Source organism: Microbulbifer pacificus (assembly GCF_033723955.1).
Taxonomy (GTDB): domain Bacteria; phylum Pseudomonadota; class Gammaproteobacteria; order Pseudomonadales; family Cellvibrionaceae; genus Microbulbifer; species Microbulbifer pacificus.
Window position 1 is genome coordinate 725,419 of record NZ_CP137555.1, and the last position, 14,582, is coordinate 740,000.

Annotated in this window: 12 protein-coding genes, 1 tRNA gene and 2 rRNA genes (1 of these 15 running past the window's edge); 5 read left to right on the top strand and 10 right to left on the bottom strand. The window is 57.2% G+C overall.

The window, feature by feature from the left end; all coding sequences use genetic code 11:
- The first annotated feature begins 49 nt into the window (after positions 1–49).
- Together R5R33_RS03265 and R5R33_RS03270 are read left to right on the top strand one after the other, a co-directional pair.
- A complete protein-coding gene (locus R5R33_RS03265; protein ID WP_318954630.1) occupies positions 50–994 on the top strand; it encodes an extracellular catalytic domain type 1 short-chain-length polyhydroxyalkanoate depolymerase in 945 nt (314 codons plus the stop codon).
- Positions 995–1,095: 101 nt separating this feature from the next.
- On the top strand, positions 1,096–1,293 hold the full coding sequence (locus R5R33_RS03270; RefSeq protein WP_318954631.1) for a hypothetical protein: 198 nt from the start codon (positions 1,096–1,098) through the stop codon (positions 1,291–1,293).
- A gap of 105 nt (positions 1,294–1,398) precedes the next feature.
- On the opposite strand, the gene secF is transcribed toward R5R33_RS03270, so the two are convergent.
- The 4 genes from secF to queA form a co-directional block, all read right to left on the bottom strand.
- Positions 1,399–2,400, bottom strand: coding sequence for a protein translocase subunit SecF (gene secF, locus R5R33_RS03275; RefSeq protein ID WP_318954632.1), 1,002 nt, complete (start codon positions 2,398–2,400; stop codon positions 1,399–1,401).
- Between the two features lie 10 nt (positions 2,401–2,410).
- Positions 2,411–4,279 (bottom strand): protein translocase subunit SecD, encoded by a 1,869-nt coding sequence (gene secD, locus R5R33_RS03280; RefSeq protein WP_318954633.1) that lies wholly within the window; start codon positions 4,277–4,279, stop codon positions 2,411–2,413.
- Between the two features lie 202 nt (positions 4,280–4,481).
- Complete coding sequence (tgt, locus tag R5R33_RS03285; RefSeq protein ID WP_318955767.1) at positions 4,482–5,597, bottom strand: tRNA guanosine(34) transglycosylase Tgt; 1,116 nt, start codon at positions 5,595–5,597, stop codon at positions 4,482–4,484.
- 70 nt (positions 5,598–5,667) lie between these two features.
- Positions 5,668–6,726, bottom strand: coding sequence for a tRNA preQ1(34) S-adenosylmethionine ribosyltransferase-isomerase QueA (gene queA, locus R5R33_RS03290; protein WP_318954634.1), 1,059 nt, complete (start codon positions 6,724–6,726; stop codon positions 5,668–5,670).
- A 144-nt stretch (positions 6,727–6,870) separates the two neighbouring features.
- Between queA and R5R33_RS03295 the strand changes: the two genes are divergently transcribed.
- Positions 6,871–6,957 (top strand) — tRNA-Leu (locus R5R33_RS03295).
- 64 nt (positions 6,958–7,021) lie between these two features.
- On the opposite strand, the gene R5R33_RS03300 is transcribed toward R5R33_RS03295, so the two are convergent.
- Positions 7,022–7,492, bottom strand: coding sequence for a hypothetical protein (locus R5R33_RS03300; protein ID WP_318954635.1), 471 nt, complete (start codon positions 7,490–7,492; stop codon positions 7,022–7,024).
- A 353-nt stretch (positions 7,493–7,845) separates the two neighbouring features.
- Here R5R33_RS03300 and R5R33_RS03305 point away from each other — a divergent pair, with 353 nt between their 5' ends.
- A complete protein-coding gene (locus R5R33_RS03305) occupies positions 7,846–8,874 on the top strand; it encodes a beta propeller repeat protein (protein WP_318954636.1) in 1,029 nt (342 codons plus the stop codon).
- Here the strand turns inward: R5R33_RS03305 and R5R33_RS03310 are convergent.
- Genes R5R33_RS03310 through R5R33_RS03320 form a run of 3 tightly spaced genes read right to left on the bottom strand, consistent with a single transcriptional unit; the run spans position 8,871 to position 12,607 of the window.
- Complete coding sequence (locus R5R33_RS03310; RefSeq protein WP_318954637.1) at positions 8,871–10,088, bottom strand: C69 family dipeptidase; 1,218 nt, start codon at positions 10,086–10,088, stop codon at positions 8,871–8,873. The two genes, R5R33_RS03305 and R5R33_RS03310, sit on opposite strands and share 4 nt — an antisense overlap.
- Complete coding sequence (locus R5R33_RS03315; protein WP_318954638.1) at positions 10,036–11,451, bottom strand: flavin monoamine oxidase family protein; 1,416 nt, start codon at positions 11,449–11,451, stop codon at positions 10,036–10,038. The genes R5R33_RS03310 and R5R33_RS03315 overlap by 53 nt, the downstream gene beginning before the upstream one ends.
- Positions 11,452–11,500: 49 nt before the next feature.
- The gene (locus R5R33_RS03320) at positions 11,501–12,607 is read right to left on the bottom strand and encodes a carbon-nitrogen hydrolase family protein (protein ID WP_318954639.1); all 1,107 of its coding nucleotides are present in this window, start codon (positions 12,605–12,607) and stop codon (positions 11,501–11,503) included.
- Positions 12,608–12,707: 100 nt separating this feature from the next.
- Between R5R33_RS03320 and R5R33_RS03325 the strand changes: the two genes are divergently transcribed.
- Entirely contained in the window at positions 12,708–13,448 is a 741-nt protein-coding gene (locus tag R5R33_RS03325; protein WP_318954640.1) for a Mut7-C RNAse domain-containing protein, read from the top strand.
- A 95-nt stretch (positions 13,449–13,543) separates the two neighbouring features.
- Here the strand turns inward: R5R33_RS03325 and rrf are convergent.
- A 5S ribosomal RNA gene (gene rrf / locus R5R33_RS03330) occupies positions 13,544–13,659 on the bottom strand.
- Positions 13,660–13,862: 203 nt separating this feature from the next.
- Positions 13,863–14,582, bottom strand: a 23S ribosomal RNA gene (locus R5R33_RS03335) (it continues 2,166 nt past the right edge of the window).

The following is a 14,582-nucleotide window of genomic DNA, read 5'->3' on the forward strand; positions in this document are numbered from 1 at the left end:
GCGCCCCGCTAGGCTGAGGCGGCCTTAAATAACAATAGCGGTGTATGTGATGAACTGGACCAAACAGCCCAAGCTCCTGACGTTAGGCCTGGGGATATCCGCGGCACTGGCTGCCGGCAGTACAAACGCCGGTAGCTGGCAGCAGAACGTCTCGCTCGGCGGTTTCGACAAGGTCCACATCTACACCCCGGATTCCACCTCCCCCATCGGCAAGGGCCACTCCCTGCTGGTGGTCCTGCACGGATGCACACAATCCATCGATGCCTACCTGACGGCAAACCTGCAGGACGCTGCCGACGAATACGGTATGGTTATCGCCGTTCCCGACGCGATGAACAAGGCCGGCTACGGTTGCTGGTCCTACTGGGAGGACAATCGCTCCCGAACTTCCGGCGATTACAAGAACCTGATCGATCTGGCCAATACCATGAGTGGCGATGCCAGCCGCAATATCGATCCCGATCAGGTCTATATTGCCGGTCTTTCTTCTGGTGCCGTATTCGCCAATACCGCCGCCTGCATTGCCCCGGATGTCTTTGCCGGCATGGGCATCAGCGCGGGACCGAGTGTTGGCACCAGCCCCAGCGGTGCTATTCGCAACTGTGAAAAGGCGGATGTTGCCAGCCGCTGTGGCAGCTATGCCGGCAGCTATTCCAGCCATTTCAGCACCCAGATATCCTCAATTACCCACGGCACCAGCGATGCGGTGGTCGACAACTGCTACAACACCCAGAATGCGGAAGGCATGGCGGAGTTGTACGGTGTTGAGCAGCAGCCGGGAAGCAATACCATTAGTGAAGGCGACCACACCGCCACCGAAACCCTGTGGCAAGACGGAAGGGTTTCGATGCTGTGGCTGAACGGTGTGGACCACTCCTGGTCCGGCGGACAGGGTGCAAGTGGCAGCTATGTCAGTGCTGCAGGCGTCAATTATGCGAGCTATCTCGGCCAGTTTTTTGTCGACAACAACAAGCGTGTTAATCGCAATCCGTAACCCCCAAATCAGACCCTTCCCGGGGCGTCAATAGTTGCGGGTGATTTTTTGCACAGATTGCGGTATTATCTTGCGCTCATACATGAATAGTGGACAAAAAAGTGGCTAAGAAAGCATCCAGCGTGAGCAAACGGGGCAAGGAAACCGTGTCGACCGAATCACGCGAAGCAATTGAAGCGCAAGTTCAGGCATTCCTCGCCAACGGCGGAAAAATTGAACAGATCCCCAAAGGGGTCAGCGGGCAGACCAACACCTCAGGCCCCAAGCACATTACCCTCGGTAAAAAGCCCCGCGCCTGACCCCCACCTGGGGTCTCATTGAAAAAACGCAGCGCAGAGGCTGCGTACAGATAAGAAAAAGGCGGGTATCACCCGCCTTTTTCCGCATACCGAGAACAATCCCAATCAGGGCATCTCATCCAGTTCTGCGCCTTCCTTGACCGGAGGCATCAGGTCTTCCTTGGTGGTATTCATCGCCATCAGAATGTTGGCGGCCACGTATACCGACGAGAAAGTACCGATAACGACACCGACAATCAGGGCCAGGGAGAAGTTGTGAATCAGCTCTCCACCGAAGAACTGCAGCGCCCAGAGCACCAACAGGGTGGTGAACGAGGTCATGAAGGTACGGCTCAGGGTCTGACTCATGGAGATGTTGATAATCTCCTCCGGACTCGCCTGACGCACCTTGCGGAAGTTTTCCCGCACCCGGTCGTACACCACAATGGTGTCGTTGATCGAATAACCGATCACCGCCAGTACGGCGGCCAGTACCGTCAGGTCAAAGTCCAGTCGCAAGATCGCAAAGAACCCGAGCACGATGATGACGTCGTGAATCAGCGCCACAACTGCGCCTACCGCGAATTTGTACTGGAAGCGAAGCGCTACGTATGCCATCACCACCGCAAGGGCAAACAACATTCCCAGGCCGCCGTCGTCACGCAGCTCTTCACCGATCTGCGGACCGACCATTTCCACCCGGCGCAGGTCAATTCGACCGTCGCTGTGCTGGCGCAGGGCACCCACGACCTTATCGCCAATGGAATTGTTGGCCTCGGCGTCGCGGGCGTTCTGCTGCGCCTGGGCTTTGGCGACTTCCGGTGGCAGCTTGATCAACAGCTCTCTGTCGGAACCGAAGCGAACCACGGCCGCGCCCTTGAAGCCGGCGCTTTCCAGCTGCGCGCGTACATCTTCAATTTTCGGGGCATTTTCATACCCCACTTCGATCTGGGTACCGCCGGTAAAGTCGAGCCCCAGCTTCAGGCCATTCATTGCCAGCGCAATAATCGAAACAATCACCATCCCCAGGGAGATGGCCGCCGCAAGCTTGCGCCAGCGCATGAAATCGAACACGCGCTTGCCCATATATTCGGTGATTCGGCCGTTTTCTTCTTTGGTTGTACTCATCGCCGCGCCCTCAAATCCAGAGTTTCTGAACACGGCGACCGCCGTAGAACAAGTTGATCAATGCCCGTGTACCCATAATCGCACTGAACATGGAGGTCAGGATGCCGATGGACAGGGTCACCGCAAAGCCCTGAACAGGACCGGAGCCGATCGCATACAGAATCACCGCAACGATCAGGGTGGTGATGTTCGCATCCACGATTGCGCTGTATGCGTTATCGAAACCGGCACTGATCGCCGATTGCGGTGATAGCCCGTTGCGCAACTCCTCCCTGATCCGGGAGAAAATCAGCACGTTGGCGTCCACCGCCATACCGATCGTCAGCACCATACCGGCAATGCCAGGCAGGGTCAGTGTTGCGCCGAGAATCGACATCACCGCCACCAGCAGCACCATGTTCACCGCCAGGGCAATATTGGCGGCGAGACCGAACACCCGGTAGAAAATCAGCATGCACAGCACTACCGCCAGCATACCGATCTTCACGGAGGTCACCCCCACCTCAATGTTGTCTGCACCCAGGGACGGTCCGATGACCCGCTCTTCCACAAAGTACATCGGTGCCGCCAACGCGCCGGAGCGCAACAGCAGAGCCAGTTCCTGGGCTTCCGCGGGGCTACCGAGCCCGGTGGTACGGAACTGACGCCCGAGGGGGCTCTGCACCGTGGCCAGGCTGATAATTTTCTTGTCGTCGGTGCGCTTCTGGACAATGACTTCATTGCCTTGCGCATCCACCTGCTTCTCCGGGGTGAACCGGCTCTCCACAAACAGGGTTCCCATGCGACGACCGACATTTTTCCAGGTAGCCCGATGCATCATCTCGCCGCCGCGGGAGTCCAGGGTGATATTCACCTGCGGAAAACCGCTCTCGTCATACCCTACCCGCGCATCGGTTACGCGCTCACCGGAAATGATGATCTTGCGTTCCAGCCAGGCGCCGCCGTAGGCCGCGCGCTCCTGTTCATTGCGGTACTCGAAGTATTCCTTGTTGGTGACCAGCGCGTCGGGCTTGGCCTCCATACGGTATTCCAGGTTCGCGGTCTTGCCGATGATGCGCTTGGCCTCGGCGGTATCCTGCACCCCCGGCAGCTCTACTACGATCCGGTTGCGACCCTGGCGCTGAACGATGGGCTCGGCAACACCCAGCTCATTGACCCGGTTGCGCAGGGTGGTCAGGTTCTGGGTTACCGCATAATCTTCCAGCTGCTTGATTTCCTGTTCGGAAAGCGTCGCCCGCACCTCGAGGTTATCGCCGCTGCCAGACTCGGTGAGCTGGAGTGTCGGGAATTCCTTGCGCAGGGTACGCATACCCAGAGCCCTCAGCTCCTCGTCGCGAAAGCTGGCGACGATCTCGCGGTCACCTTCCAGTTCCACACCGCGATAACGCGCTTTGGCGGCGCGCAGCTTGGTTTTTACATCCGCGACATAGCCTTCCATATTGGTTTTGACGATGGAGTTGGTATCCACTTCCATCAGGAAGTGCACCCCACCGGCCAGATCCAGGCCGAGCTTCATCGGGCTCGCGCCCATTTTATTGAGCCAATCCGGGGTCGTCGGCGCCAGGTTGAGCGCCACTACATAGTCGCTGTACCCCAGCGCTTCCTGAATGGCGCGCTTCGCTGGCAGCTGTTCCTCAATGGACTTCAAGCGCAACAGGACCGATTTTTCCTGCACTTCTCCGCCAAAGTAGGCAATGCCAGCGTCATCCAGTGCTTTCTCGGCGCGACCGAGCACATTTTGATCAACCTTGAGCGCGCTCGACTGCCCGGAAACCTGTACTGCGGGATCGGGGCGGTACAGGTTCGGCGCCGCGTACAGCAGCCCCAACCCGGTAATGATCAGGATCAGGAAATATTTCCAGAGGGGGTAGCGATTCATGCTTTTCTCATTGTTGGAATGGCCCGCAGGGCGGACTCGTTTTTAGCAATATCCGTGGATATGCGGGCTAACTCTTATATTTACAAGGCCAGTTCTCGGTCGCACCGACCGGATGGGCCCTTCCCGGCTTCGCACCGGTGATAAAAGGCGGTGGCTGATTATACGGGGATAAAAAGTCGGTACAAATGCGCCAACCCGCGGCTCACCCCAGCGGCGGCACTTCTCGTCCCAGACCGCGGTAGAAATCGGCCACGAAAGCATCCAGCTCACCGGCATCCAGCGCATCGCGGATCTTCTGCATCAGGCGCTGATAGTGCCGCAGATTGTGAATCGTATTGAGCTGGGAGCCTAGAATTTCGCCACATTTGTCGAGATGATGCAGGTAACTGCGGGAAAAGTTCTGGCAGGTATAACAGTCGCACTCCTCTTCCAGAGGGCGCGTATCGTGGCGATGCACGGCATTGCGGATCTTGACCACGCCGGCAAAGGTAAACAGATGGCCATTGCGGGCGTTGCGGGTGGGCATAACACAATCGAACATGTCGACACCACGGCGCACCGCCTCGACAATGTCCTCCGGCTTGCCAACGCCCATCAGGTAGCGCGGCTTGTCTTGCGGCATCTTGTAGGCGAGGTGGTCGAGTACCTTGATCATGTCTTCCTTGGGCTCACCCACCGAGAGCCCGCCGATCGCATAGCCGTCAAATCCCAGCTCGGTGAGCCCGGCGAGGGAGACATCGCGCAACTCCGGGTACATCCCGCCCTGCACGATACCAAACAGTGCCGAAGGGTTGTCGCCGTGCGCATCCTTGGAGCGCTTGGCCCAACGCAGCGACAATTCCATGGACTTGCGCGCCTCGTCAGTCGTGGCCGGATACGGGGTGCATTCGTCGAAGATCATCACGATATCCGAGCCCAGGTCCCGCTGCACCGCCATGGACTCTTCCGGCCCCATGAATACCGGGCTGCCATCTACCGGGGACTTGAAGGACACGCCCTCCTCGGTGATCTTGCGCATCTGCCCCAGGCTGAACACCTGAAAGCCACCGGAGTCGGTCAGGATCGGTCCGTGCCACTGCATGAAATCGTGCAGGTCCCCATGGGCCTTGATGACCTCGGTGCCAGGGCGCAGCATCAGGTGAAAGGTATTCCCCAGAATGATGTGGGCGCCGATGGCCTCCACATCCCGCGGCAACATGCCCTTGACCGTGCCGTAGGTACCCACCGGCATGAATGCCGGGGTCTCTACCACACCACGGGGAAACTTCAGCCGACCGCGTCGGGCCTTTCCTTCGGTGCTGTCCAGCTCAAACTGCATAAAACACTGGCGACTCACAGGGTTCTCCTCAAATGAATTCCGGGCGCTATAGATAAAAGGGACTTCGGCCTTAATCAGCGCATCCGACTTCCGCAGGATCCACAGCGGAATTGCGGTCGATCAGCATGGCGTCGCCATAACTAAAGAATCGGTATTTTTGATCCACCGCCTCGCGATAGGCATGCATTGCGTGGCGGTAGCCGGCGAAGGCACTGACCAGCATTAACAGAGTGGATTCCGGCAGGTGAAAATTCGTGATCAGGCGATCAACCACCCGGAACTCATAGCCGGGATAGATGAAAATCTCAGTTTCCCCCACTGTCGGCTGCAGCGAGCCGGAGGCCGCCGCGCTCTCCAGCGCCCGCACACTGGTAGTGCCCACGGCCACCACCTTGCCACCACGAGCGCGACAATCTGCCACCGCCCGGCATACGGCTTCCGACACATCCAGTACTTCGCTGTGCATCTGGTGGGTATAGATGTCGTCCACCCGCACCGGCTGAAACGTGCCTGCACCCACGTGCAGGGTCACGAATGCGGTTTCGACACCTTGCGCGCGCAACGTCTCCAGCATGTCTTCGTCGAAATGCAGCCCGGCGGTCGGCGCCGCCACGGCCCCGGCGTTGCGGCTATACACGGTCTGGTAGCGTTCGCGATCCGCGTCGTCGTCTGGCCGGTCAATATAGGGCGGCAGCGGCATGTGCCCAAGGCGCTCGAGGACGGGCAGTACGCCCTCTTCGGGGAATTCGAGCTCAAACAGCGCATCGTGACGCGCCACCATCTGCAGCGGGGTATCGTCTTCCAGCAGGATTTCACTGCCGGGCTTGGGCGATTTACTGGAGCGCACATGTGCCAGCACCCGTCGGTCATCCAGCACCCGCTCCACCAGTACTTCCAGCTTGCCGCCACTGGCCTTGCGGCCAAACAGCCGGGCGGGGATCACCCGGGTGTCGTTGAATACCAGCAGATCGCCGGGCTCCAGCAGGCTCGGCAGGTCGGCGAAATGGCGGTGGGTAAGCTCGCCGCTCGGGCCATGGAGGCACAGCAGGCGGCTGCCGCGGCGCTCTTTGGTCGGCGTGCGGGCGATCAACTCATCGGGAAGCTCGAAATGGAAATCCTGGCGGCGCATGCAATCAGTTTAGGTGGACAATTAACGGGCGCGAAGAGTAACGGAATCCGATGGCTTCGCCAAATCTGGTTGACCGGCAACCGGCCATCGCTATAATCAACACCCTCGCCGAGGCACCTGAAAGCACATTCGCCTCGAGCCACTGCCAGAGTGGTGAAATTGGTAGACACAGGGGATTCAAAATCCCCCGCCCTTAAAAGCGTGCCGGTTCGAGTCCGGCCTCTGGTACCAAATAAAAAGGCCTGCATTTGCAGGCCTTTTTTGTTACTGGAGGCAAATCACGCTGCGAACCTGGTCAGGGGGTCGCCTCGTCAGTGCACTCCACTTTTTGATAGGTAATTTGCTCGGCCGGGCCATATCCTGCGTCAATTGCCGCGTCGAGCGCATTCGCTCTGATCAAGTGCAGCAATATGCGTCCTGTGGGCTCGCCGCAACCTGCCAGAAAAACCTGATCTGTGCGAAATCCGCAGTGGGATTCATGGGCAGCCACACCACTCTCTTTCAGCTTGGCACGGCTCTCATCCAGTGACATATCCTCACCCTGGCACTGCTTAACCCGTCGATGCCGAAAGACCCAGATTAAGGGACTCGGCTCAGCCGGCTTCGCCGCCTGATCTTGCAACTCCTGAGATTGGGCCATCAGTGGAAGCAACACTGTTTCGTGGGCTGCGACCAACTCTACTTTCTTGACCACGTTCTGCCCGAAGGCCCCCACCGATAATACAAGGCCAATCGACAGCAGAAAAAATTTGCACTCAAACTTCATGCTTCCTCCAGAAAACTCGGGGGAGTGCTTAACCATCGCAACCAACCGCCCGCAGGATTTTGGCGGCCATATCAATTCGTCAGCAACGAACCGGTACCTGTGCCGGTCGTGCCGAATTCTCACGTGCAAAGGCGCTCCCACTTTGAAGGATAGCAACGGTCGATAAATGTTGCGGGGGGAATGCCAGCCCCTAGCACAATAACTTGTCCGCCCACCTTTCCGTATCGCCATCATCCCTACCTTGTGCCCGGTAATACCCGCGCTTTATAGTGATCTCCGGCGCTCCCCCGCGAGCAATACAATAAACACAACCGCCCAGCCATTGCCGAGAACACAAGATGCCGATTCGCCCCATGTTGACCACAATCATTACCCTGGCCTTGCTCAATCCGCTATACACATTGGCCAGTGAAAAGATGCCACAGTGGAAGTTACTCAACCTGGAAAACAAGGCCTCGCTGCGCGGCAGCGCGGTGGGTCCGGCAACTCTTTGGATTACCGGCACGGGGAATACCGTAATGCGCAGCGTCGATGGAGGTAACACGTGGCAGGACGTCTCAGTCCCCGCCGAGCCGAAAATGGACTTCCGCGATATTGCCGTATTCGACGACCAGAGCGCGATCGTTATGGGAGTGGGGGAAGGCGCGCAGTCCCGCCTGTATCTCACCGAGGATGGCGGCCAAACTTGGCAGTTATTGTTTGAAAACCCGGACGAACTGGGGTTCTTTGATTCCATCGGCTTCTGGAACCGGAAACACGGCCTTCTGCTCGGCGACCCGGTCGACGGCTATTACGTGGTCATGGTCACCGAAGATGGCGGACAACACTGGCAGCGCATTCCAAAAGCTGCGCTGCCGGCACTCAGCGAGAGGGAAGCGGCGTTCGCCGCAAGTGGCAATACCCTCATCACCGGCCCCAACGGCAAAGCCTGGTTCACTACAGGCGGTTTTGCCGCCCGGGTGTACAGCAGTAATGATTACGGACGCACCTGGCAGCAAGCCGAAGTCCCCCTCCACCGGGAAAGCCAGACGTCCGGCGGCTACGCACTGTCATTGAACAGTCTCGGAGAAGTATTTGTCATGGGCGGCGACTACACCAATCGCCCGGGCACTTACCCCAACCTGGCAAGTTACGACCAGGGGCAGTGGAATTTGGCCGACAACGGGCAGCGCGGTTTGCGCACCGCCATGAGCTGCATTAAAAGCACCTGCGTGGCTAGCGGAAAAACCAGCAGTGATATTTCGTTTGATGACGGGAAAACCTGGCAGCCGTTGGCCGGTCCCGGTTTCTACACACTTGCCGCCGGCGGTAATCTGCTACTGGGCGCCGGCGCGGAGGGAACGGTCGGCATACTCACCCTACAACGGGATAAATCCCACTAAAAACACGCTTCTGGTTCCATACCGTCCGCGATCGTATTGTTGAATATGGTCGCCATCCCGTGCCGGGCAACTTTTTCCGACGCTTCGAGCTGGCCGCTCTCCAGCTTCGCGAATATTTCTCGTTCGGCCTCTTCGATTTTTATCGCGAGCCGTTCGCGGTCTTCATTTGTGAAATTGTGATGATCCAGCCACACCTTGTGTCTTTCCCACAGATCCCGCTGGCAAACACTCCAGCTTGCAGAAAACCCCACCGGTTTAAACAGACTGGCGCAGGTAGAGGAAGTCCCGGTAAATACAACTTTGGGACCATCGCCTCCCAAGCGTACGATCATGCTGTTGACGGTATGTGATGGGCGCAGGAATTTAAACGGTGAGTGCGCGGAGCCGGCATGCATACACAGATCGCCATTGCCACTCGGTCTGTTACGTCGATGGGATCTCAATAGCCGAGCAAAGTCCGCAAAGCTAACGCTGTTTACATCGAGTTTTCGCAGCGCGTTGAGGCTGGTGTTGCGCCGTCGATGGCTGGCACCGACAAACGGCACCAGCCAGGTATCAAAGTGACGGCGAAAATTCAGCGGATTTGCGGCCAGCTGCGCATCGCTGTGTTGAAAGTCGCTACCGATGGTCAGCGCGTTGGAAATACTGTCCGCGGTTCCCACTCTCTCCGCTGCCCAGTGGCGCCCGGCCGTTTCGAGCTTCCAAACGGATGCTTTGTCGGCAATAAGAAAACTGTTGTCGTAGCGAAAATCGCTTTGGGTATAACCTGCCGGACCGCCCTGCCCGTATTGTTCAAGCAGATCGACCATTACCTGCAGAGCATTGTCTGCGGTGTCCGCCCGCTCCAGCGCCAGACGCAACAAGTCCATCCCCAGCAAGGCCACGCCGCTGCGGCGCACCTTGCGGGAAAAAATCGCCTCGTTGCCGATCGCCAGGCCACATTCATTGACCCCCATTTCGGCACCCCACATCCACGCCGGACGACCGATGATACATCTGTAGCGATCGGGCACCTGCGCGACGTCGATCCAGGTACAGCGAACGCGTTTGGCGTTGTCACCATGCACCGCGGTAATCACTTCCACTCGCTGCGCCTCCAGCGGGTCCCTGTCGCTGTTCTTGGCCAACCAGGTGAATTCAGGCCCGCGCAATGTCAGGGTGTCACACATGGTGGGCCTCAGGTTTATTAAAATCGTGGTGGCCAGTCGTCCCATTGAGGACTGCGTCTACTTCGGCGGCCACACGTTCGGCGGCCTCCAGTGCCCCCTCCATATAGCCGAACCATTCCACAGCAAATTCCGTTCCCGCCCAGTGAATCCGGCCATTGGCCTCCCGCAGCCGCGCACCTCCACCGGTCCAGGTACCCGGAGCGAATAGCGCCGCGTAACAGCCTCGCGTCCAGCCTTCGCTACTCCAGTCCTTGTCCACATATTCCAGCGGGTTGCGCGCAGTCTCACCAAAGTAACGTGCGAAACAGTCGAGTACCGCCTCACGCCTTTCAGAGGGACTTACATTGCTGTAGTAGCGCGCCACATCTCCTTCCAGAAACCCCATCAGCAAACCGGAAGCCTTGCCCTGCTCGGAGTTATCAAATGTCACCCGCACCGGCCCCTGCGGGCTCGCCACCTGCCCGGACAGGTTACTGTCTCGCCAGAATGGCTTTTCATAACGGGCGACGCACTTGATACAGGAACCGGCAGGCATCCGCTGCAATAGCTTGTCCCGCCACGCTGGCAGTTCGGGTTCAAAGCGAATGCGCAGCGCCTGATTCGGCGGTACCGCAACAATAACCCGATTACAAATAATGACGCCTTGCCTGTAGCGTACTTGCAAGCTGCCGCCGGGCAATTCCGTAACCGATTCAACGGGCGCGTTGCACCGCACTCTTTCCCCCAGATCCCGTGCCATGGCCTCGCACAGGCCCGCGGTACCACCATGTACCCGGTCCTGTTGAGCACCACCGGTAACGGCAAGCAGAGTTTCCAGAGAGTTACCGGAACGAGCGTAGAAAAGTGCGTGCAGCAGGGAAAGCTCGGCGGGCTCTGCCGCAAAAACCGCTCCGATTCCCACGGCAAATAGCTGCCGGGCGAGCTTTGTGCGGCAATTTTTCTGCAACCAGCTATCCAGCGTCATGGAATCCCAATGCAACGCCTTCTTATGTAGCCAGGGTGCCGCCGGGTCGAGACTGCGGGCCATAGACTCGAATCGAGCCATCGCGAGCCCCAGGTCCGCAAGTGCAATGGGATTGATTTTAGGGATAGTGCCGCGGTAACGGCGGGATTTCCCCGCAAGATAAAGCAGGTTGTCGCCGCGGTCGTACAGCGGCCAGATAGCTGCGCCCAGCTCTCCAATCAACCGGTACATGCGATCCTGACCCGGTCCTACCCATTGCCCACCAACATCCACGCTATCGCCATTGGCAAAAAAATGATTCTGTAACCGCCCGCCCACCCGTTCCCTGGCCTCGAGCACCTTTACCGAGTATTTACCCCGCAGCAGACGCGCTGCCTGAAGGCCTGAGATTCCGGCCCCCACCACCACGACCTCGACACGTTCCGGCTCTATTTCGTTTTGCATTGTTATTGTCCTTGCCTACCGTCTGTCTTGCTGTCGCCCGTATCAAAAATCACGGTAACCAGACACTGGAAATGATCGCACCATTCCGACGCTCCCCCTGCATGACCTCACCATTGATGATGGCCGTGGTACGGCCATCATCTCCCAGGTCCCAGAGATCACCGCGTAGAAAAGTATTTATACCCGCGCGTATATGGCCGCCACGCCCTGCCAGCGCGTACTTGAGCCAGGCTTCACCCTCACTTAACCGCCCGATGTCCTGACGATCTACGTCTATCGGTGTTGCCGCGCCGTTATAACCTGCCCAGGGTTTTTGCCAGATGCCACTGGGCGAAGAAAAAGACGGTACCGCCACAATGTCTGCCGATGCAATCTGCTGCCAGCTATATGGATACCAGCTATCAGCACAGATCAGTACGGCAAGACGACCAAGCGGCGTTTGGAAAATGGGTAAATCCCTGTCGCCCGGCTGGATAAAAGGCTGTTCACTATCGATCGGATAATTTTTACGTACCGGCCCCGCGACACCACCGTCGGCATAGAAAACAAAGCTATTGTTGTACAGTGGTCCCGGCCTCAGGGAAATTCGGTTGTCTTCGATTTTCGGATCTGGAAGCACAATGGATCCGGCCACCAATGTCACACCGAATTCCCGCGCTAGCCCGGAAAAAATCTGCTGGTACTGCCCTGCCATCTCCGCAGATTTGGATTTGAACAGCGCTGCAGCAAACGGGTCGGTGGCAGTTTCCTCCATCAGCAGCCGGGCAAATTGCGGCAGGTTTCCCAGTGCCGACCAGAACAGGGCGGTATCTGTGCGCCGACTGGAGAAAACCATAAAGCTTTCACCTTCAGCAACCAGCCAGGTTCCAATATGCTCGGGAAACACCACCAGGCTTTTCGCACTCAGCAATCCCGCATCCCGCGCCCTCTGCAGATATTCGTGTAACTTGCGCTGCAGCCGTTCGGCACTGGCGTAGTCATCCGGTGTTAAATAGGGCTGGATTGATACCAGGTTCTCAGCATCCGGACGGGGGGTATTGAGCGGCTCGAGTACAACGGGCGGTTCCTCACGGACGCGGCTTGAGGGCGGGACATAGAGCAACGCGACCAGCACTGCGATGCATAAAACCAAAGTAACAAACAGTTTTTTTATCATTATTCTGCGTTTTGTTATGTGTAGTTTAACTACTATACCGATGTTCTATCCGGGCCGGAAACATTGACCTGGTGGCCAATACTTCCGAGGCAGAACTGAGATGCCAACACTGACATTCCGCATTTATCGCGAACTAAATGACTTTCTACCGAAGCCGTTCAGACAACGAAGCTTTACCCGGAAATTTGTCACTCTCAGCACCATAAAGGATGCGATCGAAAATCTCGGCATACCACATACGGAAGTGGATTTGATTCTGGTGAATGGCCAGTCAGTAGATTTTAGCTGGCGACCACAGGACGGCGACCGTGTCAGTGTATATCCAATGTTTGAATCACTGGATATCTCCGGCATCACACGGCTGCGCCCCAAACCCCTGCGCGAATCGCGCTTCATCCTCGATTGCCATCTCGGGCGCCTGGCACGTTACCTGCGGATGCTCGGTTTTGACTGCCTGTATTATGGACATTGCAGCGATGAACGCCTGGTAGCGATTTCCCTGGATCAGCAGCGGATTCTGCTTACTCGCGATCTGGGGCTGCTGAAACGAAAAGCGCTGACGCACGCTTATTATGTGCGCGCTACACGGCCTCAAAACCAGATCGAAGAAATCGTTGCTCGATTGCAGCTTCAGAACAGCTTCCGACCTTTTTCACGCTGCACGTTCTGCAACGCTCCCTTGGTAAAAGTAGATAAGCAGGCCGTGTGGTCAAAAATTCCCGAAAACAGCCGACGTTGTTTTAATGACTTTGCCTACTGCAATGTTTGCGGCCGCGTGTACTGGAAAGGCAGTCACTTCGAGCGTATGCAGCGACTGATAAGCAAGCTGAGAGATAGCTAGCAGCGGCGTCGATGCAGTGCCACCCACCGGAAACGCATTTTAGCGCAAAAAGAAAAAAGGCCCAGCCGCGTAAGCGACTGGGCCTTTGAATTAAAACCTGACGATGACCTACTCTCACATGGGGAAGCCCCACACTACCATCGGCGATGTTGCGTTTCACTTCTGAGTTCGGCAAGGGATCAGGTGGTTCCACAACTCTATTGTCGTCAGGCAAACTGGCTTGGGTTGGTGTTGGTCTTATGGGCGATTGTTGCCCTGCGCTACCTGTTATCGCTGTTTGCCTGGTCTCTTTGGACCGGCGATAACCCCAAATTAATCGGTGAAACATTCTGTAGTAATACACCGCAAGTCGATCTTGCTCTGTGTGTCTCTTGGGCCACAACCCAATCAATCGTTAGTAACCATCTCTGTTGTATGGTCAAGCCGCACGGGCAATTAGTACTGGTTAGCTCAACGCCTCACAACGCTTCCACACCCAGCCTATCAACGTGGTAGTCTTCCACGGCCCTTTAGGAGACTCGAAGTCTCAGGGAGATCTCATCTTGAAGGAGGCTTCCCGCTTAGATGCTTTCAGCGGTTATCCCGTCCGAACATAGCTACCCGGCAATGCCACTGGCGTGACAACCGGAACACCAGAGGTTCGTTCACTCCGGTCCTCTCGTACTAGGAGCAACTCTTCTCAAATCTCCAACGCCCACGGCAGATAGGGACCGAACTGTCTCACGACGTTCTAAACCCAGCTCGCGTACCACTTTAAATGGCGAACAGCCATACCCTTGGGACCGGCTTCAGCCCCAGGATGTGATGAGCCGACATCGAGGTGCCAAACACCGCCGTCGATGTGAACTCTTGGGCGGTATCAGCCTGTTATCCCCGGAGTACCTTTTATCCGTTGAGCGATGGCCCTTCCATACAGAACCACCGGATCACTATGACCTACTTTCGTACCTGCTCGTCATGTCTGACTCGCAGTCAAGCGCACTTATACCATTATGCTCATTGCATGATTTCCGACCATGCTGAGTGCACCTTCGTACTCCTCCGTTACTCTTTGGGAGGAGACCGCCCCAGTCAAACTACCCACCATACACTGTCCTCGATCCAGATAATGGACCAGAGTTAGAACCTCAAACA

Coding starts and splice junctions, on each gene's coding strand:
- R5R33_RS03265 (WP_318954630.1), top strand. CDS start 50: ATGAACTGGACCAAACAGCCCAAGCTCCTGACGTTAGGCCTGGGGATA.
- secF (WP_318954632.1), bottom strand. CDS start 2,400: ATGAGTACAACCAAAGAAGAAAACGGCCGAATCACCGAATATATGGGC.
- secD (WP_318954633.1), bottom strand. CDS start 4,279: ATGAATCGCTACCCCCTCTGGAAATATTTCCTGATCCTGATCATTACC.
- tgt (WP_318955767.1), bottom strand. CDS start 5,597: ATGCAGTTTGAGCTGGACAGCACCGAAGGAAAGGCCCGACGCGGTCGG.
- queA (WP_318954634.1), bottom strand. CDS start 6,726: ATGCGCCGCCAGGATTTCCATTTCGAGCTTCCCGATGAGTTGATCGCC.
- R5R33_RS03300 (WP_318954635.1), bottom strand. CDS start 7,492: ATGAAGTTTGAGTGCAAATTTTTTCTGCTGTCGATTGGCCTTGTATTA.
- R5R33_RS03305 (WP_318954636.1), top strand. CDS start 7,846: ATGTTGACCACAATCATTACCCTGGCCTTGCTCAATCCGCTATACACA.
- R5R33_RS03310 (WP_318954637.1), bottom strand. CDS start 10,088: ATGGGACGACTGGCCACCACGATTTTAATAAACCTGAGGCCCACCATG.
- R5R33_RS03315 (WP_318954638.1), bottom strand. CDS start 11,451: ATGCAAAACGAAATAGAGCCGGAACGTGTCGAGGTCGTGGTGGTGGGG.
- R5R33_RS03320 (WP_318954639.1), bottom strand. CDS start 12,607: ATGATAAAAAAACTGTTTGTTACTTTGGTTTTATGCATCGCAGTGCTG.
- R5R33_RS03325 (WP_318954640.1), top strand. CDS start 12,708: ATGCCAACACTGACATTCCGCATTTATCGCGAACTAAATGACTTTCTA.